25 protein-coding genes are annotated in these 23116 nt (G+C 59.7%); 15 read left to right on the top strand and 10 right to left on the bottom strand.

What is annotated here, in order from left to right:
• Positions 1-56: 56 nt before the first annotated feature.
• Genes SIB73_RS07975 through SIB73_RS07965 form a run of 3 tightly spaced genes read left to right on the top strand, consistent with a single transcriptional unit; the run spans position 57 to position 3163 of the window.
• Positions 57-1229 carry a transaldolase gene (locus SIB73_RS07975; protein WP_413401495.1) on the top strand — a complete coding sequence of 391 codons (1173 nt, stop codon included), beginning with the start codon at positions 57-59 and terminating at the stop codon, positions 1227-1229.
• 30 nt (positions 1230-1259) lie between these two features.
• Complete coding sequence (locus tag SIB73_RS07970; protein ID WP_413401497.1) at positions 1260-1646, top strand: Crp/Fnr family transcriptional regulator; 387 nt, start codon at positions 1260-1262, stop codon at positions 1644-1646.
• A gap of 50 nt (positions 1647-1696) precedes the next feature.
• Positions 1697-3163 (top strand): FAD-binding domain-containing protein, encoded by a 1467-nt coding sequence (locus tag SIB73_RS07965; protein ID WP_413401499.1) that lies wholly within the window; start codon positions 1697-1699, stop codon positions 3161-3163.
• On the opposite strand, the gene SIB73_RS07960 is transcribed toward SIB73_RS07965, so the two are convergent.
• Genes SIB73_RS07960 through pyrH form a run of 3 tightly spaced genes read right to left on the bottom strand, consistent with a single transcriptional unit; the run spans position 3160 to position 5551 of the window.
• Positions 3160-4290: an NAD(P)/FAD-dependent oxidoreductase gene (locus SIB73_RS07960; RefSeq protein WP_413401501.1), complete on the bottom strand. Its 1131-nt coding sequence runs from the start codon at positions 4288-4290 to the stop codon at positions 3160-3162. The genes SIB73_RS07965 and SIB73_RS07960 overlap by 4 nt on opposite strands.
• Positions 4287-4835, bottom strand: a complete 549-nt coding sequence (frr, locus tag SIB73_RS07955; protein WP_413401502.1) for a ribosome recycling factor — start codon at positions 4833-4835, stop codon at positions 4287-4289. Before frr ends, SIB73_RS07960 begins: the two co-directional genes overlap by 4 nt.
• A gap of 8 nt (positions 4836-4843) precedes the next feature.
• Positions 4844-5551 (bottom strand): UMP kinase, encoded by a 708-nt coding sequence (gene pyrH, locus SIB73_RS07950; protein WP_413401503.1) that lies wholly within the window; start codon positions 5549-5551, stop codon positions 4844-4846.
• A 102-nt stretch (positions 5552-5653) separates the two neighbouring features.
• Between pyrH and SIB73_RS07945 the strand changes: the two genes are divergently transcribed.
• A complete protein-coding gene (locus SIB73_RS07945) occupies positions 5654-5839 on the top strand; it encodes a hypothetical protein (protein WP_413406341.1) in 186 nt (61 codons plus the stop codon).
• Between the two features lie 3 nt (positions 5840-5842).
• Here SIB73_RS07945 and cobO read toward each other — a convergent pair whose 3' ends face one another.
• The 3 genes from cobO to SIB73_RS07930 form a co-directional block, all read right to left on the bottom strand.
• Positions 5843-6508 carry a cob(I)yrinic acid a,c-diamide adenosyltransferase gene (gene cobO, locus SIB73_RS07940; RefSeq protein ID WP_413401504.1) on the bottom strand — a complete coding sequence of 222 codons (666 nt, stop codon included), beginning with the start codon at positions 6506-6508 and terminating at the stop codon, positions 5843-5845.
• Entirely contained in the window at positions 6505-7155 is a 651-nt protein-coding gene (locus SIB73_RS07935; protein WP_413401505.1) for a class I SAM-dependent methyltransferase, read from the bottom strand. The genes cobO and SIB73_RS07935 overlap by 4 nt, the downstream gene beginning before the upstream one ends.
• Before the next feature lie 210 nt (positions 7156-7365).
• Entirely contained in the window at positions 7366-8556 is a 1191-nt protein-coding gene (locus tag SIB73_RS07930; RefSeq protein ID WP_413401507.1) for a site-specific integrase, read from the bottom strand.
• Between the two features lie 71 nt (positions 8557-8627).
• On the opposite strand from SIB73_RS07930, the gene hemH reads away from it, so the two are divergent.
• The 5 genes from hemH to SIB73_RS07905 all read left to right on the top strand — a co-directional run bounded on the left by hemH (position 8628) and on the right by SIB73_RS07905 (position 14074).
• Positions 8628-9803, top strand: a complete 1176-nt coding sequence (hemH, locus tag SIB73_RS07925) for a ferrochelatase (RefSeq protein WP_413401509.1) — start codon at positions 8628-8630, stop codon at positions 9801-9803.
• A gap of 64 nt (positions 9804-9867) precedes the next feature.
• Positions 9868-11679, top strand: a complete 1812-nt coding sequence (gene ilvB, locus SIB73_RS07920; RefSeq protein ID WP_413401511.1) for a biosynthetic-type acetolactate synthase large subunit — start codon at positions 9868-9870, stop codon at positions 11677-11679.
• Entirely contained in the window at positions 11676-12035 is a 360-nt protein-coding gene (locus tag SIB73_RS07915) for a nuclease (protein ID WP_413401512.1), read from the top strand. The genes ilvB and SIB73_RS07915 overlap by 4 nt, the downstream gene beginning before the upstream one ends.
• A gap of 1 nt (position 12036) precedes the next feature.
• The gene (locus SIB73_RS07910; protein ID WP_413401513.1) at positions 12037-12261 is read left to right on the top strand and encodes a GIVxVP protein; all 225 of its coding nucleotides are present in this window, start codon (positions 12037-12039) and stop codon (positions 12259-12261) included.
• Positions 12262-12406: 145 nt separating this feature from the next.
• Entirely contained in the window at positions 12407-14074 is a 1668-nt protein-coding gene (locus SIB73_RS07905) for an NAD(P)/FAD-dependent oxidoreductase (protein WP_413401515.1), read from the top strand.
• A gap of 12 nt (positions 14075-14086) precedes the next feature.
• Here SIB73_RS07905 and pgeF read toward each other — a convergent pair whose 3' ends face one another.
• Genes pgeF through SIB73_RS07890 form a run of 3 tightly spaced genes read right to left on the bottom strand, consistent with a single transcriptional unit; the run spans position 14087 to position 17123 of the window.
• Complete coding sequence (pgeF, locus tag SIB73_RS07900) at positions 14087-14920, bottom strand: peptidoglycan editing factor PgeF (RefSeq protein ID WP_413401517.1); 834 nt, start codon at positions 14918-14920, stop codon at positions 14087-14089.
• Positions 14917-15816 carry a Tab2 family RNA-binding protein gene (locus SIB73_RS07895; protein WP_413401519.1) on the bottom strand — a complete coding sequence of 300 codons (900 nt, stop codon included), beginning with the start codon at positions 15814-15816 and terminating at the stop codon, positions 14917-14919. The genes pgeF and SIB73_RS07895 overlap by 4 nt, the downstream gene beginning before the upstream one ends.
• Positions 15817-15827: 11 nt before the next feature.
• Positions 15828-17123 carry a S1 RNA-binding domain-containing protein gene (locus SIB73_RS07890; RefSeq protein WP_413401521.1) on the bottom strand — a complete coding sequence of 432 codons (1296 nt, stop codon included), beginning with the start codon at positions 17121-17123 and terminating at the stop codon, positions 15828-15830.
• Between the two features lie 51 nt (positions 17124-17174).
• Here SIB73_RS07890 and SIB73_RS07885 point away from each other — a divergent pair, with 51 nt between their 5' ends.
• From SIB73_RS07885 to folE, 6 genes are all read left to right on the top strand, one after another.
• Positions 17175-18008, top strand: coding sequence for a creatininase family protein (locus SIB73_RS07885; protein WP_413401523.1), 834 nt, complete (start codon positions 17175-17177; stop codon positions 18006-18008).
• A 73-nt stretch (positions 18009-18081) separates the two neighbouring features.
• A complete protein-coding gene (locus tag SIB73_RS07880; RefSeq protein ID WP_413401525.1) occupies positions 18082-18807 on the top strand; it encodes an aldehyde oxygenase (deformylating) in 726 nt (241 codons plus the stop codon).
• A gap of 162 nt (positions 18808-18969) precedes the next feature.
• Positions 18970-20010 (top strand): long-chain acyl-[acyl-carrier-protein] reductase, encoded by a 1041-nt coding sequence (locus SIB73_RS07875; protein WP_413406343.1) that lies wholly within the window; start codon positions 18970-18972, stop codon positions 20008-20010.
• Positions 20011-20030: 20 nt separating this feature from the next.
• On the top strand, positions 20031-21020 hold the full coding sequence (locus SIB73_RS07870) for an acetyl-CoA carboxylase carboxyltransferase subunit alpha (protein WP_413401527.1): 990 nt from the start codon (positions 20031-20033) through the stop codon (positions 21018-21020).
• A gap of 24 nt (positions 21021-21044) precedes the next feature.
• Positions 21045-21752, top strand: a complete 708-nt coding sequence (locus tag SIB73_RS07865) for an SDR family oxidoreductase (protein ID WP_413401529.1) — start codon at positions 21045-21047, stop codon at positions 21750-21752.
• 12 nt (positions 21753-21764) lie between these two features.
• Entirely contained in the window at positions 21765-22559 is a 795-nt protein-coding gene (gene folE, locus SIB73_RS07860; RefSeq protein WP_413401531.1) for a GTP cyclohydrolase I, read from the top strand.
• Positions 22560-22617: 58 nt separating this feature from the next.
• On the opposite strand, the gene SIB73_RS07855 is transcribed toward folE, so the two are convergent.
• A complete protein-coding gene (locus SIB73_RS07855) occupies positions 22618-23097 on the bottom strand; it encodes a hypothetical protein (protein WP_413401532.1) in 480 nt (159 codons plus the stop codon).
• Positions 23098-23116 lie beyond the last annotated feature (19 nt).

Here is a 23116-nt window from a genome sequence, read left to right as displayed (position 1 = left end):
GCGGGATGTCAGCTCAGGAAACGCCGCTACGTTACGAACAACAAGCCTTTAGAGACATGGCCTCCCTCCTCGAGCAGCTCTCTGCGATGACCGTCGTCGTGGCGGATACCGGCGATCTTGAAGCGATCCGCAAATTCACGCCACGGGATGCCACCACCAATCCGTCCCTGATCCTCGCTGCAGCTCAGATTCCCGCTTATCAGAGTCTGATCGACGAGGCACTCCGTTCTTCCCGTCGTCTGATCGGCGACAGCGCGCCCGTTGAGACAGTGGTGCGGGAAGCTCTTGATGAGATCAGCGTGATCTTCGGCAAGGAGATTCTCAAGATCGTTCCCCGCCGCGTCTCGACGGAGGTGGATGCACGTCTGAGTTATGACACCGATGCCACCATTGAAAAAGGGCGCAAACTGATCCGTCTCTACAACGACGCCGGCATCAGCAATGATCGTGTCCTGATCAAGATCGCTTCCACATGGGAGGGCATCAAGGCGGCGGAAGTTCTGGAGAAGGAAGGAATTCACTGCAACCTCACCCTTCTGTTCGGCTTTGGTCAGGCGGCTGCCTGTGCGGAGGCCGGCGTCACACTGGTCTCTCCGTTTGTCGGTCGAATTCTCGACTGGTACAAGGCTGACACCGGCCGCGATTCCTACCCCGGTCCTGAAGATCCCGGAGTCCTGTCGGTCACCAGGATTTTCAATTATTTCAAGGCCTATGGCTACAAAACCGAGGTGATGGGTGCCAGTTTCCGAAACATCGACGAGATCACCGAGCTTGCCGGTTGTGATCTGCTCACCATCTCACCCAAACTCCTCGATCAGCTGCGTGCCAGCGACGCCAGGCTCGATCGCAAGCTCGATGGTGCCAACCCCACGAACAGCGAGGCCAAGATTCAGGTCGACCGGACCACATTCGATTCCATGATGGCTTCTGACCGCATGGCCACCGACAAGCTCGGTGAAGGCATCAAGGGATTCAGCAAGGCGATCGAAACCCTCGAAAGCATGCTGGCTCATCGACTGGCGGAAATCGAGGGAGGACAGGCCTTCGGTCATGCCGTGCAGGAGATCTTCATGCTCAACGACATGAACGGCGACGGTTGCATCACCAGGGATGAGTGGCTTGGCAGCGATGCCGTTTTCGATGCCCTTGATCTTGATCATGACGGCCGGCTCACCCAGGAGGAGGTGCGGCGTGGTTTCGGATCAGCTCTGTCCCTTACGACGGCCTGATCCTCTGCTCCGTTCTGCCCCCAGTCGCCTGTGAATGCTCTTGACACCATGCGTGCCCTCGCTCGCAAGAGTGAGGTGCACGGCGTCAATGCCGGTGACGTCATCTTCAAGGCTGATGACCCGGGTGCGTCGATGTTCGGCGTGCTCGAGGGCACGGTCCGACTGTCCTGGACCAATGAGAACGGTCAGGAGGGCTATGAACTGATCGAGGCCGGTCACGTTTTCGGTGCCGGTGCGCTGGTGATGGAAGGCCATCGAAGGCTGGGTACGGCACAGGCCCAGAGCGATTGCCGCCTGATCGAGATGAACCGCGAGAAATTCCTGTTTGCCGTTCAGGAGTCACCCATGTTCGCCATCGAGCTGCTGGCCTCGGTTGATGCGCGTCTGCGTGATCTGAAGATCAAAACCCAACCATGATCCGGATCTGATTAGTTTCGTCAGTGTCCTGTGGGGCCGTTCCGCGTTCGATGGCGATGCAGCTGGTCTGGTTCAAGCGGGATCTGAGGCTGGAGGACCACAGGCCACTGGTCGAGGCACTGTCTCTCGGTGACGTGCTCCCTCTCTACATCGTTGAACCTGAATTCTGGCTTCAGCAGGACGCTTCAGGTCGTCAGTGGGAATTCTGTCGGGAGGCACTTCTCGATCTCCGGCAGGCGATGTCTGTTCTGGGACAGCCTCTGGTCATCCGTTGCGGGGATGCGGTGGCGGTGCTTGAGCGTGCCAGGCGACAGCTTGGTGTGACCGGCCTCTGGAGTCATGAAGAAACCGGAAATGACTGGACCTATGCCAGAGACAGGCGGGTGGCTGCGTGGGCAAGACAGCAGAGCATTCCCTGGAGAGAGATTCCGCAATTCGGTGTGATCCGACCGCTGCGGAGTCGCAAGGGTTGGGCTCAGCGATGGGAGGCGCGGATGGCGGAATCGATCACTCCCGCTCCGAGCCGTCTTGTGCCGCTCCATGGGCTCTCGGCTGGTGAACCACCGACGTCCGCTGAACTGGGACTCGATCCGGACCCCTGTCCCCATCGTCAGCAGGGAGGCCGCCAAGCCGGTCTCGATGAGCTCGAGCACTTCCTGCAGCATCGAGTGGAGCATTACTGCCGATCCATCTCCAGTCCCAACAAGGCGTTCACGGGTTGTTCCAGGCTGTCCGCTTATCTCACCTGGGGCTGCCTGTCCATGCGCGAGGTTCTGCAGCGCAGCAGGGTTATGCAGGGACGCGGTGTCCGCAGCTTTGGCTCGAGGCTTCACTGGCACTGCCATTTCATCCAGAAACTCGAGGATCAGCCATCGATTGAATGGCAGGACTTTCACCCTTTCATGCGTGACCTGCGAGATGCCGATGCCGATCGTCTGATCGCCTGGGCTGAGGGGAAGACAGGCGTTCCATTCGTCGATGCCTGCATGCGAGCCCTCAGGGCGCATGGATGGATCAACTTCAGGATGCGGGCGATGTTGATGTCGTTCGCGAGCTACAACCTCTGGCTGCCCTGGAGAGACAGCGGTCTGCATCTGGCGCGGCAGTTTGTGGATTACGAACCTGGGATTCACTGGAGTCAGTGCCAGATGCAGTCGGGCAGCACCTCCATCAACACCATCCGGATCTACAACCCGATCAAGCAGGGACGCGACCACGATCCGGACGGAGTCTTCATCCGTCGCTGGTGCCCGGAACTGGCGGATGTGCCTGCGGTGCATCTGCATGAACCCTGGGCCTTCAATGGTGTGAACCCGATCGTTGATTGTGCTGATTCGGCCAGACAGGCCAAGGAGATGATCTTTGCGATCAGACGTTCAGCGGGATTTGATCGCCATGCCGATGCCATTCAGAGGAGACACGGGTCAAGGCGTGCCGGCCTGCCCGCATCATCCCGGCGACGATCGCGTGGCCGCGTGATTGATCCATCCATGCAGCAGCTGGCCCTCGATCTCTAGCTGCGCTGCAGCAGCAACCGGCGAATCACGCGCTGGGCGATATCGCCGTAGCCCATCTCTCCGGAAAGGATCTGGGCGATTCGTCTGGGCGCGGTGGGCCGCTTGATACCCAGCTGATAGCCCACGCCCGGGAATCGGTAGAACACCTGTGCAATCCGGCGCCCCCAGGCCATCGAGTCTCCCCAGCGCTGTCGCATCTCCCTTGAGTAGCCCTGAAGGGAGCGCTCCTCGCCACTGAGCCAGCGGTCGAGGTGTTTGGCTGCTTCGCAGCCGCTCATCAGAGCCGGCCGCAAGCCCTCCGCAAGAAAGGGATCGCAGAGGGAGGCGGCATCACCGACCGCCACCACCCCGTCGGAATGCAGTGGGCTGTGACCGTTCCAGACCCTCAGGCTGGCCTGCTGCCTGAGACCTGCATCCGCTGCAAAGCCGAGGTCCGGCAGCAGTGCACTGAGGATCGTCTCTGCATCAGTGACGTCTCTGCCGATGAAGGTGCCCACACCCACATTGATGCCATCTGCCAGAGGGAAAGCCCAGGCAAAACCATGGTGCACCAGGCCGAACTCAAACCGCGCCGTTCCAGGCGTGAGTGCTCCCAGTCCCTCAAGGCGAACCGACAGGGTGCTCGCCATGTGCAGGGAGCGCGGACCGATGCCGACCTGCTGCGGCCAGGGAGACCCTGAACCATCGGCGATCACCACGGCTCTGGCCTGGATGGTTTCGCCACGATCTTCCTTCAGAATCCATCCCTCACCGCTGCGTTGCATGTCTGTGACGCGACTAGGCCGCAGAACGTCGGCGCCGGCATGCATCGCCTGCTCAAGCAGCAATGAATCCAGCTGCTCACGCCTGACAATCCAGAATGGTGCCTCCCCAGGTAGATCCGCGACAACCGGATCCTCGAGACACCAGCTGAAGTCAACCCGACGGATCACATCATCAACCGCTGGACTCAGGTCGAAAGGGAACCAGTTCTGCACGGAGGACGCCATGCCTCCCCCGCAGGGCTTGATCCTTGCCCCGGTCTCTGCCTCGAGAACGGTGACTGAATGCCCGGCGCTAGCAAGGTGAAAAGCTGCTGAAGTGCCGGCAGCTCCGGCACCGATCACGGCAACGTCAGTATCGATCACACCTTGAGGATGTCGGCCTCCTTGTCGGCCAGATGCTTCTCGAGCAGCGTGATGAATTTCTCGAGTGTTTTCTGGATGCTCTCCTGTTCGTCACGACTCTGATCTTCGGAGAACTCGCCCTCCTTCTCCTGTTTCTTAATCTTGTCGATGGCATCACGGCGGATGTTCCGAAGCGCGACCTTGCCTTCTTCGGCGTATTTGGAGGCGAGCTTGCAGAATTCCTTGCGACGCTCCTCCGTGAGTGGCGGCACATTGATGCGGATGATCTTGCCGTCGTTGTTGGGGGTGAAGCCCAGTTCACTCATGGCGATCGCCTTTTCGATTCCCGCAAGAGCGCTGATGTCGAAGGGCTGGATCTGGATGGTCTGTGAGTCGGGTGTGGTGAGGGTCGCCAGAGATTTCAGCGGAGTGTCGGCGCCGTAGTACTCAACGGAGATGCGATCGAGCAACGACGCGTTGGCCCGTCCCGTTCGGATGGTGTTGAACATGCGCTGGGTGGATTCCACCGACTTCTGCATGCTCGCTTCGAGGTCTTGCTTCGACATAACGGTTGTCAGTTGTTGATCCGGGAGCCAATCGGCTCTCCAGCGACGGCTTTGCCGATGTTGCCAGGTTCAAACAGATTGAAAACAACAATTGGGATGTTGTTGTCTTTGCATAGGGCAATGGCAGTGCTGTCCATCACGGCAAGTTCACCGCTGAGAACCTGCTGATACGTGAGGTGTTCGTGTTTCACGGCATCGGCATGTTTGGCGGGATCCTTGTCGTAGACACCATCCACCTTGGTGGCCTTGAAGACCACATCCGCGTTGATCTCGGCTGCCCTCAGGGCAGCGGTGGTGTCGGTGGTAAAGAAGGGATTGCCGCAACCGGCGCCAAAGACCACCACACGGCCTTTTTCAAGATGGCGGATCGCCTTGCGACGGATGTAGGGCTCCGCGACTTCCTGCATGGCAATGGCGGTCTGCACACGGGTCGGAACACCCGCGCGTTCAAGTCCGTCCTGGAGTGTGATCGCGTTCATCACGGTGGCCAGCATGCCCACGTAATCGGCGGTGGCGCGATCCATTCCTGCTGCTGAGCCTTTCAGGCCCCGGAAGATGTTCCCGCCGCCCACGACAATCGCCAGCTGGGTGCCGCCAGCGATCACCTTGGCAACGTCTTCAGCAATTGACTGAACGATGGCGGGATCAATTCCATAGCCCTGGTCTCCCATCAGCGCCTCTCCGCTGAGTTTCAGGAGTGCACGCGCGTAGGCCATTCATCCACCTGATCCAGCTGACAGTAGCAAGCAGGATTGGACTCTCTTGCCACTGGCGCGGCCGCGGTGGAACCGCTTGGATTGTTCAACGTCAAAGCCCCCATGTCCGAAGAGATCGGTGGACGCAGTTCGGTGATGGCACGCCTCACCCTTTCCGCCCTGGACCGTGCCAGTCAGGATCCGTCCTGCTGGCGCGATCCTGTTGTTCATCGTGCTCTGCTGGTCAGCGGTTTATCGGTTCTGACCGCTGCCTCCGGCCTGATCAGACGTGATCTGACCCAAGATTGATAGTCAGTATTCAATGCCTGCCTGAGCCTTGACACCCTGTTCCCTGAATGGGTGTTTGCTCAAGGTCATTTCCGTCACCAGATCGGCAGCTTCGATCAATGGTTTCGGTGCCCCGCGGCCGGTGACGGCCACATGACAGAGCTCAGGCCTCTCCCTTAGCCCAGCGATGACTGTCTCGGGGTCGATGTAGCCCAGTTTGATGGCCACGTTGAGCTCATCAAGCAGAACCAGCTTGATCCGGTGGTCTCGCAGATGGCCGAGGGCGGTTCGCCAGGCTTCCGTCACCAGTTGCTGATCACGCTGCCGGTCCTGGGTCTCCCAGGTGAATCCCTCCCCCAGTGCATGCCAGGAGATCTGCTCGCCGAAGGCTTTGAGCGCCCTGGCTTCACCCGGTTCCCAACCGCCTTTGATGAACTGCACAACGGCCACGCGTTCACCATGGCCGAGGGTGCGCAGCACTAGTCCCAGGCCCGCCGTGGTCTTGCCCTTGCCGTGCCCGGTGAACACCAGGATCAGTCCTTTCTCCTTGTTGCGCTCCTCGACGCGCTGACGCTGAACCTCCTGGCGTCGTTCCATCCGCTTTCGGTAGCCGGCATCGTCCTGCTCCGGAGCAAGATTGCCTCCCATGCCCAGTTCCGCCGCCGTCTGATCGAGATTGCTGTTGCTCATGAAGAAGCTGTGTCGCTGCTGGGCTTAGCGGCGGTGATCCGCTGCAGGGCCCGACCTGCCAACAACTCCTGCCTCACGGCTGTGAAACCGAGCTGATGCAGTTGAGAGGGGAGGTCGTCCTCCAGCATGGCCGTGGCCGTATCGGTTTCAAATAAAGCGCAGAACAACTGCTGGGGCAGACGCAGCCATGGGCCTGCTGGGTGCAGGTCCACAAGCACCAGCCAGCCTCCCGGCTTCAGCAGACGCAGGCTTTGGCGCAGCACCTGTGCACGCTCTTGGCGCGGAAATTCATGCAGCGCCACGCTCAGCTGAACGGCAAGAAAGCTTTCATCCTTCAGCGGCGGGTTCTCCGCCAGTCCCTCAACCCGCTTGAGGTCTGGATGCCGTCGAGCGGCCAGTGAGAGTGCCAGTGGAGACAGATCAAGCCCTGTGACACTGAATCCAGCCGCCAGCCAGGGGGCTGCGGCTTCGCCGCTCCCACAGCAGAGATCCAGCACCGGCCCGCCGGGTTCCAGCCTGGATTGAAGCGCCTCCAGTCCCAGGCCTCGCAGACGCTCCACACCTCCAACACTCAGGGATGAAATTGCCGTGACCGTGTCATAGATCCAGCGATGGCGGTAGGCGAGGGGCCGCAGAAACGACGTCATCAGGATCAGTGGAGGGAGAGATGCGGGCTTGGTTCAAGAAATGCATCCTGACGCTCGAGCGCAATCCTGCGGGACCGAATGAGCAAAAGCAGCTTGGCAGGCAGCAACGAATGCATCCGGGCGTTACGCCCTTGGTCTGCCTTTTCAGCTGGACATTTCACTGGGATCGCCTGTTAAGCACCAGCGCCGCCTGCCCCAGCCCGGTTCGGCTCATGAGGCCTGCTGACGCGCCAGGGCCGCATCGACAGCCTGTTGCTGATCGCGGCGGGTGATCCAGTGGTGATAGGTCCGGGTGTGAATGGCCACGGAATGGCCCATCATCCTTGCTGAAACCGTGTCAGGAAGGCCGATGTGGATGGTTCTCACCGCCCAGGCATGGCGAAGGTCATAAGGGGTGAGAGGAAGCTCGTAGCGGCGAAACTGCTCGGTGACCCGTCGTCCCACCTGCTGCAGGGTCGTTGTTCTCAGATCGGTATTGATCAACGGCAGTGCATGCGGCTCAAGTCCATGTTGCAGAAGATCGAAGCGTTCAACCCACTCAGGGTTGAACGGCCACACCTGGTGTTCCCCTGTTTTTGTGGTGGGCAGAACGCGGATCACACGATCTCCCTGGGAACTCAGAGAGGACAGGTCGCTGAAGAACACTTCATGGTTGCGAAGGCCATAGGTCGCCATCAGGCCATAGGCAAGTCGCCAGCGCGGGTTGGGAATGCGCAGGATGCTCTCCAGAATCTGCTGATCACTCGGCAGCTGACGGAACCTGGCTCGATGCAGGCCATAACCAGCTGCCTCCGCTCGCCAGTTTTCAGGTAGTTCCAGTTCCAGATGTCTGGCCAGGCTGCCGAGGGCTGTGCTGCATTGCTGCCGACTGCGGCTTCCATCCGGATAGCTGTGCAGGGTTTGAAGCAGCAGCTCGGTGGTGATTGGGCCCGTTTGTTCTTCGGAGAGTGTGCGCAGTCGACGCAGATAGGGGTTGTAGGCCCCAGCCCACGTGGTTCGACTGCCGGACGTGGAGCGGCGGCGCCTTGGATCGGCAAAAAAGGCTTGCTCGAAGCTTTTCAGTTGCTGGTCGAGCAGGGCGCGATCTCGACCTGCTGTGGGGGCTGTGCTCGTTGTCTCCGCTGGAGTCTTGATCCACTGCTCCCATCGGAACTGATCGCGTCTGAGCTGGGTATCGATCAACCGAGCGATCTGTTCGGCTTCACGCAATCCATCCCTGTCGTTCTGAAGGCCCAGGCTGAGCCTTTGCACCGATCGCAGATCAGGCTTTTTGCGACCAGGCAATGTTCCGCGCAGATTTAACCGGCAACCGCGGCATTCGATACGCAGGCCGATGCCGATCGACGCCAGAGAAGCATTCGCATTTCGCCTGATCTGTTCCAACTCTTCGCTGCGATTCATCCTTTCGTTCAGGACAGCGCCAAGATGCCGTTAATGCGGGTTACTCTCAACCCCTGCAATCGTTTCCAGACATGGCTCGGGTCGGTGTCGTACTGCTCAATCTGGGTGGCCCTGAGCGGATTCAGGACGTAGGTCCCTTTCTTTTTAATCTCTTCGCTGATCCGGAGATCATCCGGCTGCCGATCCCCGCGCTTCAGAAGCCACTCGCATGGCTGATCAGCACACTGCGCAGCGGCAAGTCACAGAGTGCCTATCGCTCCATCGGAGGCGGCTCTCCCCTGCGGCGAATCACTGAACAGCAGGCAAGGGAGCTGCAGAGCCTTCTGCGTCAGCGAGGCATCGACGCAACCAGCTACGTGGCGATGCGCTACTGGCATCCCTTCACCGAGTCCGCCGTCGCAGACATCAAGGCTGACGGGATGGATGAGGTGGTGGTGCTGCCCCTTTATCCACACTTCTCCATCAGCACCAGTGGCTCAAGTTTCCGGGAGCTGCAGAGGCTTCGCCAGGGAGACGGCGTCTTCGAGAAGCTGCCGATCCGCTGCATCCGCAGCTGGTTTGATCACCCCGGCTACGTCACGGCGATGGCTGAGCTGATCGCTGAAGAGGTCCGCAACAGCGACGACCCCCATCAGGCCCACGTGTTCTTCAGTGCCCACGGTGTTCCGAAGAGCTACGTGGAGGAAGCGGGCGACCCTTACCAACAGGAGATCGAGGCCTGCACGGGTCTGATCATGAAGAAGCTTGAGGAGCTCATGGGGCATGGCAATCCCCACACCCTCGCCTACCAGAGCCGTGTGGGTCCCGTGGAGTGGCTCAAGCCCTACACCGAGGAAGCTCTGGAGGAACTCGGCGAGGCCAAGATCAACGATCTGGTTGTGGTGCCGATCAGCTTCGTCAGCGAGCACATCGAAACGCTCGAGGAGATCGACATCGAGTACAGGGAGCTAGCCACCGAAGCAGGTGTTGTGAATTTCAGACGTGTGCGGGCTCTCGACACCTATCCACCCTTCATCGAGGGACTGGCTGATCTTGTGGTCACCAGTCTTGAAGGACCTGAGGTGAGCCTCGACGCCGCAGCGGAGCTCCCCAACACGGTGAAGCTCTATCCCCAGGAAAAATGGGAGTGGGGCTGGAGCAACAGTTCCGAGGTCTGGAACGGTCGGCTGGCCATGCTCGGCTTCTCAGCCTTCCTCCTGGAGATCATCAGCGGCCAGGGTCCTCTGCATGCTCTCGGACTGCTTTAAGGAGGCGGCAGCAACCCGACAGGTCGGCCCTTAATCTTGAGGGTCAGTCCCCCGTGAAAACACAGTGACGCTGATCTCCGCTCCCACGGCCGACGCAGCGTCAAGCAGTGATGGAAGCCGTCGGATGAGCGGAGCCCAGGCCCTGATGGACGCGTTGCGGCTTCATGGAGTCGACACGATTTTCGGTTATCCGGGTGGGGCCATTCTTCCGATCTACGACGCCCTGCATGTGGCGGAAAGCGAGGGCTGGTTGCGTCACTTCCTGGTGCGTCATGAACAGGGCGGAACCCATGCGGCCGATGCCTACGCCCGTGCGACCGGCAAAGTGGGTGTGTGCTTCGGCACGTCCGGTCCCGGTGCCACCAATCTGGTGACGGGAATCGCCACCGCCCAGATGGATTCGGTGCCAATGGTGGTGATCACCGGTCAGGTGCCGAGGACGGCGATCGGAACCGATGCCTTCCAGGAAACGGACATCTTCGGCATCACCCTGCCGATCGTGAAACATTCATGGGTTGTGCGAAACCCCGCAGATCTGGCTTCTGTGGTCGCTCAGGCCTTTCATATCGCCGCTTCGGGTCGACCTGGTCCCGTTTTGATCGATATCCCCAAGGATGTTGGCCAGGAGGAGTTTGATTACATCCCGGTTGAACCTGGATCGGTGATTCCTGCAGGGTTCGGTTCCACACCATTGCCTGATCTCCAGGCGATCCAGGCAGCACTCGATCTGATCGACGAAGCTGAGCGCCCGCTTCTGTATGTGGGGGGCGGTGCGATCGCATCGTCCGCTCATGACAGCATCGCCGTGCTTGCAGAGCGGTACAGGATTCCCGTCACCACAACGCTGATGGGCAAAGGCGCTTTTGATGAGAACCACCCGTTGGCGCTGGGCATGCTGGGGATGCACGGCACGGCCTACGCCAACTTTGCCGTGACCGACTGCGACCTTCTGATCGCCGTCGGGGCTCGCTTTGACGATCGGGTGACCGGAAAGCTCGACACCTTTGCCCCGCGTGCACGGGTGATCCATTTCGAGATCGATCCGGCTGAGATCGGAAAGAACCGACGTCCGGATGTTGCTGTTCTCGGAGATGTGGGGACCAGTCTTGCCGCAATGGTCGATCTGAGTCTGCGCCGTTCTTCCGAACCACAGACAAGCGCCTGGCTCGAGACGATCCGGGAATGGAAACAGCGTTATCCCCTTGCCATTCCGCCTCAGGAGGGACCCATCTATCCCCAGGAAGTTCTGATGGCTGTCCGCGATCTGGCTCCTGGGGCCATCGTCACCACCGATGTGGGTCAGCATCAGATGTGGGCTGCCCAGTATCTGCGCAATGGTCCACGCGGCTGGATCAGCAGCGCCGGACTGGGAACCATGGGTTTCGGAATGCCTGCCGCACTGGGTGCCCAGGTCGCTTGCCCTGATCGTCAGGTCGTCTGCATCGCCGGTGATGCCAGTGTGCTGATGAATATCCAGGAGCTGGGCACCCTCGCGCAATACAAGCTCCCGGTGAAGGTGGTGATTGTGAACAATCACTGGCAGGGCATGGTCCGTCAGTGGCAGGAGAGTTTCTACGAGGAGCGTTATTCCGCCTCGGACATGCTCGGTGGCATGCCGGATTTCGAAGCCCTGGCCAAGGCTTTTGGGGTTGATGGTGTCAAGATCCTCGTGCGCAACGATCTGCATACCCGACTGACCGAAGCGTTCGCTTCTCCGCATCCAACCTTGGTGGATGTGCATGTCCGCCGTGGAGAGAACTGCTACCCGATGGTTCCTCCCGGTTGCAGCAACGCTCAGATGGTTGGCCTTCCGGCCCATCCAGAGCTTGCTTTTCAGGACTCTGGCAATGCTTCCCCCAACCCTGCAGGCCAGTGAGAGTCAGCATCTTCATCTCTTTGATCCTCAGCCTGACGCTGCTGCTGGTTCTGCCGCACCAGGCTTTCGCCGCAGAGGTTCTGCAGGTGCGCTCAGCAACTCTTCTGCAGGTTGGGGATCGCAATCGCAATTACAGCGTGCAGCTGGCCTGTGTGCAGGTTGAACCTGAGGATGAACAGCGAGCGCAGGACTGGATACGCCATGCGGTTCCCCGCCGCCGACGGGTGAACCTGCGGCCTGAGGGCAGTGCCGATGGTGTTCTGCTGGCGAGGGTCACCCCGATCGGAGATGACCTTGACCTCGGCTCTGCTCTGGTGAGCGAAGGGCTTGCTCAGGTCACTTGTCCAGCAGCCTGAGATGGCACGCAACCGCATCGCCTCGGGGATTGTCATGGTGCCCTGCGTGCTGCTTGGTTCTGCGTTTCTGAGCACGGCCATCTGGGGAGAGGCGGCGTCGGACAATCGCTCTCTCGCCATCGGCATCGGCAGTCTGCTGCTGATCGCCGGTCTGCTTTCACTGGCGATTCCCTCGGGCAGCCCAGAGCCGGAGCCAGAGGCCGATGAATCCGGGGAATCACATTGAACGGTTTCTCCACGGGCCAACTGTCATTGTCCGGGTCATCGACGCGGACCCGGAATTCGGCCTCTTGGAACGCGCTTGTGGCGATGGAAGTTGAGCAATGTCGGGCCGGTAAGGTTGTAGGAAGGGCCAGGAACGGAGTGAGCTCGTGCTGCGGCTAAGCGAGCTTCGACTGGAACTCGACCATACCGAGAGTGATCTCGAACAGGCTGTTCTGCGTTGTCTGCGAGTCCCCCGGGAGCAGCTCATCTCCCAGCAGTTGGTGAAGCAGAGCATTGACGCTCGCCGTCGGGACCGAATCCGGATCATCTACAGCGTTGATGTGCAGGTGCGAGGGGAAAAAGCGCTGCTGCGTCGACGCTCGGCCGACCGGCGCATTCGTCGCAGTCCGGATGAGTCTTATCACTACGTAGGCCGCTCTCCCTCCACTCCATCGGATGCCTCGGGGGGGCGGCCCGTGGTTGTCGGTGCAGGACCCTGTGGCTACTTCGCAGCACTTCTGCTTGCACAGATGGGATTTCGCCCACTGTTGCTGGAGCGGGGACAGGCTGTGAAGCAGCGAAGCCGCGACACATTTGGTTTCTGGCGTCGTCAATCGGCTTTCAAGTCTGAATCCAATGTGCAGTTCGGCGAAGGGGGGGCCGGCACCTTCTCCGATGGGAAGCTCTACAGCCAGGTCAGCGATCCCGTTCACTACGGCCGGAAAGTGCTGGAGGAGCTGGTGAAATGCGGCGCCAATCGCGACATCCTCACCCGTCATCGTCCCCATATCGGCACCTTCAAGCTGGCGACAGTGGTCAGAGGTTTGCGCGCTCAGATTGAGAATCTCGGCGGTGAGGTCCGCTTCGATGCCCGGGTTGAACAGCTTCTGCTCGAGCCCGCGGAAGTCAGTCACGGCAAGCCGATGCGGGTCACCGGTCTGCAACTGTCTGATGGGAGTCGTCTTGACTGCAGTCAGGTGGTTCTGGCCCCTGGCCATTCGGCGAGGGACACTTTTGCGATGCTGGATCGTGCCGGTGTCGCCATGGAGCGGAAACCCTTCGCGATCGGTCTACGGATTGAGCACCCGCAGTCGCTGATCGACAACGCCCGCTGGGGAGAGGCCGCTGGCCACCCTTTGCTCGGGGCCGCCGAATACAAGCTGGTGCACCACGCAGCCAACGGCCGCTGCGTCTACAGCTTCTGCATGTGTCCTGGCGGATTTGTGGTGGGTGCGACCTCTGAGCCGGGGCGTGTTGTCACCAATGGCATGAGCCAGCATTCCCGCAACGAACGCAATGCCAACAGCGGGCTGGTGGTGCCTGTTTCGGATGCAGACCTGGAGGCTCATGAGCGCTGGCCTGGGGATCCACTCGCTGGCCTGGCGTTTCAGCGTGAGCTCGAATCTCTCGCTTTCCGCCTCGGCGGTGAGGACTACAGCGCACCGGTGCAGCGACAAGAGGACTTCATGGCCGGGAGGCCCTCCACCTGCCTTGGAACGGTCAGTCCCTCCTACCAACCTGGTGTTCGACCTTCAGACCTTGCCGACCTTCTGCCGGCTCCGATGGTGGAAGCCCTGAGGGAAGCTCTTCCCGCCTTCAGCAAGAAAATCTCCGGTTATGACCATCCCGATGCGGTGCTGACTGGGGTGGAAACACGCACCTCCTCGCCGTTGCGGATCACCAGGGATGACAGCCTGGAATCAAACAATGTGCTGGGGCTTACTCCCGCCGGAGAGGGTGCCGGTTATGCCGGAGGCATCCTTTCTGCCGCCATCGACGGCATCCGCGCGGCTGAAGCAGTGGCACTGCGTCTGCTCGCGCAGAGCTCGAGCTGAGGCGGAACCCATTCAGATCTCAGCCTGCCCCACGATTCCGCTCCACTGAACCGCCTTCACCTGATCACGTCGCCAGGAGTGAAACAGGCTGGGTTCAGCCATGGTGCAGAGAGGACATGCGCTGATCCTGGTGCCGTCAATCCCTTCCGCTTTCAGTTGCTGCACGGCGGCTTGTCGGATATCCAGTCGGCAACGCCCCTTCTCGGCATCTGGCCGGATCACGGCTTGTCTCTGCAGCTCCTTCAGTGAGCTGGGATCGGTTCCCAGTGCTTCGCCCACCTGACGGGCCACTGATTCCTCCACCTGATAGCGCTCTCCACTCACAGCTGGTCCAAGGGCAACGATCAACTGGTCCCTGATGGCCCCTCGTTGCTCAAGCCTGGCGATGGCCGCGGGCAGGATGCGGCTGGCAACGCCGCGCCAGCCCGCATGGCAAGCGGCGACGTGGCCGCTTTTGGGATCTGCCAGCAGTACGGGAGTGCAGTCTGCTCCGCAAACCCAGAGGCTCTGGCCACCCCTGTCGCTCACCAGGCCGTCGCCATCCGGCCACGGCGCTGCACAGGCGGAGGAGGCCTCAAGCACGACGCTCCCGTGGACCTGCTGCGGGCGATGCACTGAGACACCGCATGACAGGTACCCAGCCAGCTCGTCGGGACCACGACCTTGCCAGCGGCGCGTGAAGAATCCATGTTCAAAGCCTGCATCGTGCAGCTGATCGGCTGAGAGGTAATACCCTCCGTAACATCCCACCCAGGTCCATCCCGGCAGGGTGTTGAAGCGGCTGTCGGGCTCTGACAGAGGATCCTTTGCCCCAACCCCTCGGTCGGCTGCCTCGGCGGAACTCACGGTTGCGGCTGATCTCTCAGCATCCAGAAACCTTCGAACCTCTCACTGTCGGGAGCGCTCTGCACAGCAATGAACTGAAGACCATGCAGATTCATGCGCGACGCTTCCAGTGCGGCTGAAATCTGTTCGGCTTCCTGCTGGCTCAGGTCACTCACGAGCCAGCAGTCGTCCTGACCAGCATCGAGGATCAACTGACTGGAACTCACGCGCAGCCGAACGGGTTCCAGTCCTCCCAGCCAACCGGCCAGGGCCAGGGCTCTGGTGCGACTGAACAGACGCAGTCCTGGAACTTCCAGCTCCGCCTCAAGAGAGGGTGGCACAGGGATCAGGCCGTTGAATCCGAGGGGCCACTCACTCGCCTCCTTCAGGCTGCCGACCGGAAGTCCTGCCCAGGTCCAGGCGTCGCCTCGGACGGCTTCCGGCAATGGCAGAGGCGGCGTTTCAACAGGAGAGGGAGGCAAGGCAAGGGGACCAGCCATGAAACCCTCCTCTTCGGGGTACACCGTCCGCTCACGTTCATCAAGCCAGTCGAGCAGTGCGTAGGTGCGCCTGCTCGATACCACTTCCAGCAGCAGCTCTGCGGCCGCACGCTGCACCATGGTTTTCATGGCACTGCGCCAGGCGCGCAGTCTCTGCGGTGGCTTCCAACCCTGGTCTTCAGCCTCTGCCAGTGCTTCGCGCAGGGCCGCGGCCAGCCAGGTGGAATTGACTTCGCTCGCAGGGCAGATCTTCGCGAAACGGAAGCATCCGTCGGCGTTGATCTCCGGGGTACTGATGATCAGAAGCTCCCAGCGCTTCTTGCCATCCTTTTCCAGGATGGGCCTTGAATAGAAATCGAGCTCCCAGTCGGCCTGACGCTGGGTCCGCAACTGGGGGCCGGCGTCACCGGCAGACATGGAAGCTGTGATCATCCAGCTGACTGTTCCTGCTGCCTGAGGACGTTACGGGCTCTGTTGGCTCGATCGGCAGCCTCAGCCATGACGGTGTCCTTGTCCACGAGAAGTTCTCCAGGCTGCCCTTCCAGCAAGGCGGTGTTGAGTCCGATCCGGCCCCGACCCGGGTCAAGTTCGGTGATCAGGGCTTTCACGGTTTCGCCCTGTCCGAAGACTTCCCGCATTGAGCGAAGACTGCCGCCGGTGATCACCGATTGATGCAGCAGTCCGCTGACGCCTCCCAGATCGATGAACAGTCCATAGGGCTTGATGGACGCCACCTGACCCTCCACCAGCTGCCCCACCTCAAGCTCGGAGAAACGGGCTGCCGTTGCTGCACGCTTCTCGGAGAGGACCAGTTTGCGGGTCTCGGAGTTGACCTCCAGAAAGGCGACGCCAAGTGTTTTGCCAACCAGTGCTTCGTGGTTTTCGCCCTCCTGCAGCTGAGATCGGGGGATGAAACCCCTCAGACCCTCCAGGTCGCAGGTGACACCACCTCGATTGAAACCAGTGATCTTGACCTGAACCACCTTTCCCTCCTTGGCGAGCTGCTTGACCTTGTCCCAGCTTTTGCGAAGGGCCAGGGCACGGCAGCTGATGGTGACCATGCCGTCGGCATTCTGCTCACGGGTGACGAGCACCTCAACCTCGAGACCCTTGGGGAAGCGTTCCTTCAGGTTGGTGATCACCCCCAGCCCGCATTCGCTTTTGGGCATGAAGCCCGGAGCCTTGCCGCCGATGTCCACGTAGACACCATCGCTTTCCATGCCGATCACGGTGCCGGTGACCACCTCCCCCGTCGTGCCAACCGGCTCGTTGGCATCGAGAGCTGCAAGGAAGGCATCCTCATCGAAATCAAAATCGTCAACGCTGCGGCTCGCTACAGCTGACGCGTCGCTGGGCGCAGTGTTCAGCCTGCGACCAGAATCAGATGGCCCGAGCAGGTCGGCCATTGTCATCCCGGCCAGATCATCGTCATCCGTATCCCTCGATGGGGTGGACGACTGGAGTGGCGCTCTCGGAGCTGAAGGGGGATTCGGAGCGAATGACGGCCCACCCTCCGCCGCCAGTGCGGCCTGCTCGAGCTGAGCAGCGTGTTCTACCGCTGCATTGGCTGCCGCTCGCGCGTCCTCGGCTTCCTTGCGCAGCCGATCCTGCTCCTCCCGCTTGCTGATGTGCATCACCTGAAGCGGTTTCCGTGGTGGCTGCGCAGAAGTTGCAGCAGCTTTGCCACCATCAAGTCTTGAATTCTGACGTTCTGTTCCGGCCATGGGACCCATCGTCCTTGGCAGGACAGTCTGACAGCAGGAGGTTGATTCAGGATGAGCGGCGACGGTGGACAAAACCTCAGGCGTCTGGAATGCATGCGCTGGCCCGAAGCTGCTCAGGCTCTGGGACGGAAAGGTTCAACCCTTGTCTGGCCCTTCGGAGCTTTCGAGCAGCACGGCCCGCAGCTTCCCCTGCTCACCGATGCTCTTTTTGCCGAGAGGATTCTTGATCACGTTCTGGAGGGACTGCCGGAATCTCTGCCGATCTGGGCGCTGCCGATACAGAAGATCGGTCTTTCACCAGAACACCGCGGCTTTCCAGGAACCCTGAGCCTCAGCGCTGAACTCCTGATTCGCCTTGTGAAGGAAGTGGGCAAGCAGCTCGCGGATCAGGGTGTGCAGCGTCTCGTGTTGTTCAACGCCCACGGAGGACAGATCGGTCTGCTGCAGACCGCTGCCCGCGCACTTGCAGCGGAAACGCCGTCCATGGCCGTTCTTCCCTGTTTTCTCTGGAGTGGTGTCGCAGGACTCGAGTCCCTCGTTCCTGCTGATGAGCTTGCGCATGGATTGCATGCAGGACTTGCCGAAACGAGTCTGATGCTGGCGCTTGAGCCATCGCTGGTTGGCGAACAGAGGCCTCTGGATGGAGATCATGTCAGCGATGGGGCGGCCGCCACTCCCCCTGAAGGCTGGAGTCTTGAAGGTCCTGCTCCTCTCGCCTGGTTCACCGCCGACCTCAGCCGCTCCGGTGTTGTCGGGGATAGCCGAGGCGCGGACCCGAGGCTTGGAAGCCAGTTGGAGACTGCGCTTGTGGCCCATTGGGATCGACTCTTTACAAGCCTGATGGCGTCCAGTTGGCCGCCTTGTGGAGATCAGCGGCGTATCTGAACTCCATCAACCGAACATCCAATTTCGGCAACACTGGTTACACTCAACCGCGTTGAACGTTACGGAAAGATTTATGTCGACTCCCGTCAGCACCGAGGTCGCCGTCCTTGACGAGCGGGATGCATCGGCAGAGCAATTGCCTGATTTCACGACTGAGGCCTACAAGGACGCCTACAGCCGCATCAATGCGATCGTGATTGAAGGGGAGCAGGAGGCCTACGACAACTACATGGCCCTAGGAACATTGATTCCAGAAAACAAAGACGAGCTCGCCAAGCTGGCGAAGATGGAAATGAAGCACATGAAAGGCTTCACCTCTTGCGGCCGTAATCTTGGTGTGACAGCAGACATGCCGTTTGCAAAAGAGTTCTTTGGGCCCCTTCATCAGAACTTTCAGAAAGCTCTCAAGGAAGACAAGGTCGTCACCTGTTTACTGATTCAGGCACTCCTGATTGAAGCTTTTGCTATTTCCGCCTATCACATTTATATTCCAGTTGCTGATCCCTTCGCTCGCAAGATTACTGAGGGTGTTGTCAAGGATGAATATCTTCATCTCAACTACGGAGAGATCTGGTTGAAGAATAATTTTGAGGCAAGTAAGGAAGAGCTTTTTGCTGCTAACAAGCAGAATCTTCCACTCATTCGTTCCATGCTCGACCAGGTTGCCTCTGATGCAGCCACTCTCCATATGGAGAAGGAAGATTTGATCGAGGATTTTCTGATCGGCTACCAGGAAGCCCTCAGCGAGATCGGCTTCAACATGCGTGAAATTGCTCGTATGGCCGCAGCTGCTCTCTGAGCCCTGGCAGACAAGAGCCTTTTAAATCCTGTTTGTAAGATTCAGGTCCGGTTCAATCACAGGCACGTTTTCCTTAAAGACTGCCTTCATGGGAGCATGATCGACAACCCTTGCCAGGGTGAGTCCCAGTTCTATGCGTACACGTACGACCGTCGGCAGTACATGTTTGGTCTGATCGGGCATTCCACCAGCTTTGATGCAGCGAGGCGCAAAGCTTCAGATCTCGGTTTCGATCACATCGCCGGGGGAGATCTTGATGTCTGGTGCAGTGCGCCCCCACAGCTCGTGGAAAACGTCGAGGTCACCAGCGCCACCGGCAAGACCATCTCCGGTGCCTACATCGATTCCTGCTTTGTGCCTGAAATGCTGAGCCGCTTCAAGACGGCGAGGCGCAAAGTGCTCAATGCCATGGAGCTCGCCCAGAAGAAAGGCATCAACATCACAGCCCTCGGTGGTTTCACCTCCATCATTTTCGAGAATTTCAACCTGCTCCAGCATCAGCATGTGCGCAGCACAACCCTGGAGTGGGAGCGGTTCACCACGGGCAACACCCATACGGCCTGGGTCATCAGTCGCCAGGTTGAAAACAACGCTCCACTTCTGGGTATTGATCTCACCAAGGCCAAGGTCGCCGTGGTGGGTGCCACCGGCGACATCGGCAGCGCTGTGTGCCGCTGGCTTTCCAGTCGAACAGGTGTTGCTGAGCTGCTGCTGGTTGCACGTCAGCAGCAGCCACTCAAGGATCTGCAGGCCGAACTGGGAGGCGGAAGAGTGCTCACACTCGATGAAGCGCTCCCTGAGGCTGATGTCGTGGTCTGGGTTGCGAGCATGCCGCGCACGCTCGAAATCGATTCAGCTTCGCTGCGGAAACCCTGTCTGATGATCGATGGCGGCTATCCAAAGAATCTCGATGCCAAAGTCGCCAGTGAAGGTGTTCATGTTCTGAAGGGAGGAATCGTTGAGTTCGGCAGTGACATCGGCTGGACGATGATGGAGATCGCTGAGATGGAAAAACCGCAGCGACAGATGTTTGCCTGTTTCGCTGAAGCGATGTTGCTTGAATTCGAAGGGTGTCACACCAATTTCAGCTGGGGGCGTAACAACATCACCCTGGAGAAGATGGATTTCATCGGCGCCGCATCGGTTCGCCATGGATTCTCCACGCTCAATCTTCAAGGACAGCCTCAGGCTGTCGTTGTCTGAAGTCTTTTTCCCCTTCCTCCATGGCACGCCGCCCTCTGCTTGATTTCGAGAAACCGCTGGTGGAGCTCGAACAGCAGATCGAGCAGATCCGCCAGCTCGCCAGAGACTCGGAGGTGGATGTCAGTCAGCAGCTTCTTCAGCTTGAAACCCTGGCGGCGCGACGACGTGATGAGATCTTTCGCTCCTTAACCCCTGCTCAGAAAATTCAGGTCGCCCGTCACCCCCATCGGCCCAGCACCCTAGATTTCATCCAGATGTTCTGCGATGACTGGGTTGAGTTGCATGGTGATCGTCGTGGCAGTGATGACCAGGCTCTGATTGGTGGGCTTGGACGACTTGGAGATCGCTCGGTCCTTCTGGTCGGCCATCAGAAGGGGCGCGATACCAAGGAAAACGTGGCACGGAATTTCGGCATGGCGACCCCAGGGGGCTACCGCAAGGCTCTGCGCCTGATGGAGCATGCCGATCGTTTCCGTCTCCCGATTCTGGCCTTCATCGACACTCCCGGTGCCTATGCCGGTCTTCTGGCGGAGGAGCAAGGTCAGGGTGAGGCGATCGCCGTGAACCTGCGTGAGATGTTCAGCCTGCGGGTTCCCATCGTCGCAACGGTGATCGGTGAGGGTGGCTCCGGGGGCGCACTCGGTATCGGAGTCGCCGATCGATTGCTCATGTTTGAGCACAGCGTCTACACCGTGGCCAGCCCTGAAGCCTGTGCCTCGATTCTCTGGCGTGATGCGGCGAAGGCCTCCGAAGCTGCTGCCGCATTGCGAATCACCGGCAAAGATCTGCTCAGTCTCGGCGTGGTGGATGAAGTCCTGCCTGAACCGGCCGGTGGCAACAACTGGGCTCCCCTCGAAGCCGGTGAGACGCTCAAGGCCGCCTTGAATCGCCATCTCGACGACCTGCTGGCTCTGTCTGTCGGGGATCTGAAAGATCAGCGCTACTTGAAATTCAGGGCTATGGGGCGTTTCCTCGACGCCACCTCGCCGGAAGGCGGATTTGCTGCCTAGGGTGCTTCTGATTGCACGGATTTCTTGCCTTCCGTTCTGATCACCGGTGCATCACGTGGAATTGGTCATGCTGCTGCCAAGGCTTTTGCCGAGGCTGGCTGGGATCTGCTTCTCGTGTCCCGTAGCGAGGCTGCTCTGCAGTCTCTCCAGTCGGAACTGAGTGCTGGTGGTGTTCGAGTTGCTTATCAAGCGATCGATCTCACCGACTCGGCTGCCATTGTTCCCGGTATCAATGATTTGCTGAACCAGGGGCTTCGCCCCTCGGTTCTTATCAATAACGCGGGTGCTGCATGGACCGGGGATTTGCTTGGAATGCCTCTGGAGCGCTGGGACTGGTTGATTCAACTCAATCTCACCAGTGTCTTCCAGGTTTGTTCCGCCGTCGTCCCTGCCATGAGGCCAGCGGGAGGATTGGTGATCAACGTGAGCAGCCATGCGGCCAGAAACGCTTTTCCCGGCTGGGGAGCGTATTGCACCGTCAAAGCTGCTCTGGCGAGTTTCACTCGTTGCCTGGGTGAGGAAGAACGTGCTCATGGCATTCGTGCCTGCACGCTCACGCTCGGTGCGGTCGATACCTCCCTCTGGGACTCCCCGACCGTCGACAGTAACTTCGACCGACGTGCCATGCTGCCCGTCAATCAGGCCGCTGCTGCCCTTCTTCACTTGGCCCAGCAACCTGCAACTCAGGTTGTTGAGGATTTAACCCTCATGCCAGCTACAGGCGCTTTCTGAATTCTGAAAGAGATGACTTCTACACTTCCTACTTCCACTAACGGAACCAGTTCTGCAGCGCTGAGTGAGCTGAGCTCGCATGCAGCGCTCAGTCATAACCGCGGTCAGTTCGCTATTACTGACGCCAAGATTTCCGATGTGATTCGCGAGCGTCTGCGTGAGCAAGGTGCTTCATTCCTTGCGAACGACAACATCGCCGAACATATTCTCCCCGGTGAACTGGAAGAGCTCCAGATGGAAGTTGCGGATCGATTCCGCGATCTTCTGCACAGCCTTGTGATTGATATCGAGAACGACCACAACACCGAAGAGACGGCGGAACGTGTCGCCAAGATGTATATCCAGGAGGTCTTCAAGGGTCGATATCACCAACAGCCCAAGGTCGCAAGCTTTCCCAATGTGAAGCAGCTCGACGAGATCTACACCGTTGGCCCACTTACGGTGCGATCCGCCTGTTCCCATCACTTCGTGCCCATCATGGGCAACTGCTGGGTCGGGATCAAGCCAGGTGCCAGGGTGATCGGTCTCTCCAAGTTCACCCGCGTCGCGGACTGGGTGTTTTCAAGACCTCACATCCAGGAGGAGGCAGTGATGATCCTTGCCGACGAAATCGAGAAGCTCTGTGAGCCCAAGGGCCTCGGGATCATCATCAAGGCACAGCACTACTGCATGAAATGGCGTGGTGTGAAAGAGCCCCAGACCAGCATGGTCAACTCCGTTGTCCGGGGTGACTTCCGTCATGATCCCAGCCTCAAGCAGGAATTCTTCGAGCTCGTGCGCCAGCAGGAAGCGCTGCTGAGTAACTGATCTGATCCGGTCCCCACTTGGTCGAGGATTGGGGTGCCCCAACCAGCACCCCTCGCATTCAATCGCTGATCAGACCGATCACGTTGCTGCTGATCCTTCTGATGTTGCCGTCGCGGTTGCGCACCACGAGCACAGCCATGAGCTGGTTTTGTTGATCCTTAGGGCCAATCCGGTAATTACGCCCGGATCCTGATTCCACCAGGGTCCAGTTCCCCTGTTCACTGCGGCGGTACCAGTGGACGTCGAGCTCTTCAACATCAGCACTCCGGGGATTCAGTTCCGTCTTCAGTAACGCGCCTTCCCTGGCCTCACCAACCAGTGCGAAACGTTTCAGCCCTTCGATGGTCTGCTCGAGATGACCTTCCTGTTGAAGCCCCCGGTCGATCTGTCCGTCAAGCACCTGAATCTGTTGCTCAGGGCTGGCCGTCAGACCTGGCACGCATTGAAGACTGCCATTCTCCAGTCGGCATCCCGGCAGCATGCCCTGTGCTGACGCCCCGAACGGAGCTGCCGCCACGAGGGTGAGGCAAATTGACATGGCCAGGAACATGGCTGCT

The sequence above is a fragment of the Synechococcus sp. MIT S9509 genome (assembly GCF_047303035.1).
GTDB lineage: Bacteria > Cyanobacteriota > Cyanobacteriia > PCC-6307 > Cyanobiaceae > Synechococcus_C.
The sequence above is the reverse complement of the archived record's forward strand: the minus strand, read 5'-3'. Positions and strand labels throughout refer to the sequence as shown.

Bases quoted from the DNA above. Each gene is read 5' to 3' on its own strand.
- SIB73_RS07975 (WP_413401495.1), top strand. From the start codon at position 57: ATGGCCTCCCTCCTCGAGCAGCTCTCTGCGATGACCGTCGTCGTGGCG.
- SIB73_RS07965 (WP_413401499.1), top strand. From the start codon at position 1,697: ATGGCGATGCAGCTGGTCTGGTTCAAGCGGGATCTGAGGCTGGAGGAC.
- frr (WP_413401502.1), bottom strand. From the start codon at position 4,835: ATGTCGAAGCAAGACCTCGAAGCGAGCATGCAGAAGTCGGTGGAATCC.
- pyrH (WP_413401503.1), bottom strand. From the start codon at position 5,551: ATGGCCTACGCGCGTGCACTCCTGAAACTCAGCGGAGAGGCGCTGATG.
- SIB73_RS07945 (WP_413406341.1), top strand. From the start codon at position 5,654: ATGTCCGAAGAGATCGGTGGACGCAGTTCGGTGATGGCACGCCTCACC.
- cobO (WP_413401504.1), bottom strand. From the start codon at position 6,508: ATGAGCAACAGCAATCTCGATCAGACGGCGGCGGAACTGGGCATGGGA.
- SIB73_RS07935 (WP_413401505.1), bottom strand. From the start codon at position 7,155: ATGACGTCGTTTCTGCGGCCCCTCGCCTACCGCCATCGCTGGATCTAT.
- SIB73_RS07930 (WP_413401507.1), bottom strand. From the start codon at position 8,556: ATGAATCGCAGCGAAGAGTTGGAACAGATCAGGCGAAATGCGAATGCT.
- hemH (WP_413401509.1), top strand. From the start codon at position 8,628: ATGGCTCGGGTCGGTGTCGTACTGCTCAATCTGGGTGGCCCTGAGCGG.
- SIB73_RS07910 (WP_413401513.1), top strand. From the start codon at position 12,037: ATGGCACGCAACCGCATCGCCTCGGGGATTGTCATGGTGCCCTGCGTG.
- SIB73_RS07895 (WP_413401519.1), bottom strand. From the start codon at position 15,816: ATGTCTGCCGGTGACGCCGGCCCCCAGTTGCGGACCCAGCGTCAGGCC.
- SIB73_RS07890 (WP_413401521.1), bottom strand. From the start codon at position 17,123: ATGGCCGGAACAGAACGTCAGAATTCAAGACTTGATGGTGGCAAAGCT.
- SIB73_RS07885 (WP_413401523.1), top strand. From the start codon at position 17,175: ATGAGCGGCGACGGTGGACAAAACCTCAGGCGTCTGGAATGCATGCGC.
- SIB73_RS07880 (WP_413401525.1), top strand. From the start codon at position 18,082: ATGTCGACTCCCGTCAGCACCGAGGTCGCCGTCCTTGACGAGCGGGAT.
- SIB73_RS07875 (WP_413406343.1), top strand. From the start codon at position 18,970: ATGTTTGGTCTGATCGGGCATTCCACCAGCTTTGATGCAGCGAGGCGC.
- SIB73_RS07870 (WP_413401527.1), top strand. From the start codon at position 20,031: ATGGCACGCCGCCCTCTGCTTGATTTCGAGAAACCGCTGGTGGAGCTC.
- folE (WP_413401531.1), top strand. From the start codon at position 21,765: ATGACTTCTACACTTCCTACTTCCACTAACGGAACCAGTTCTGCAGCG.
- SIB73_RS07855 (WP_413401532.1), bottom strand. From the start codon at position 23,097: ATGTCAATTTGCCTCACCCTCGTGGCGGCAGCTCCGTTCGGGGCGTCA.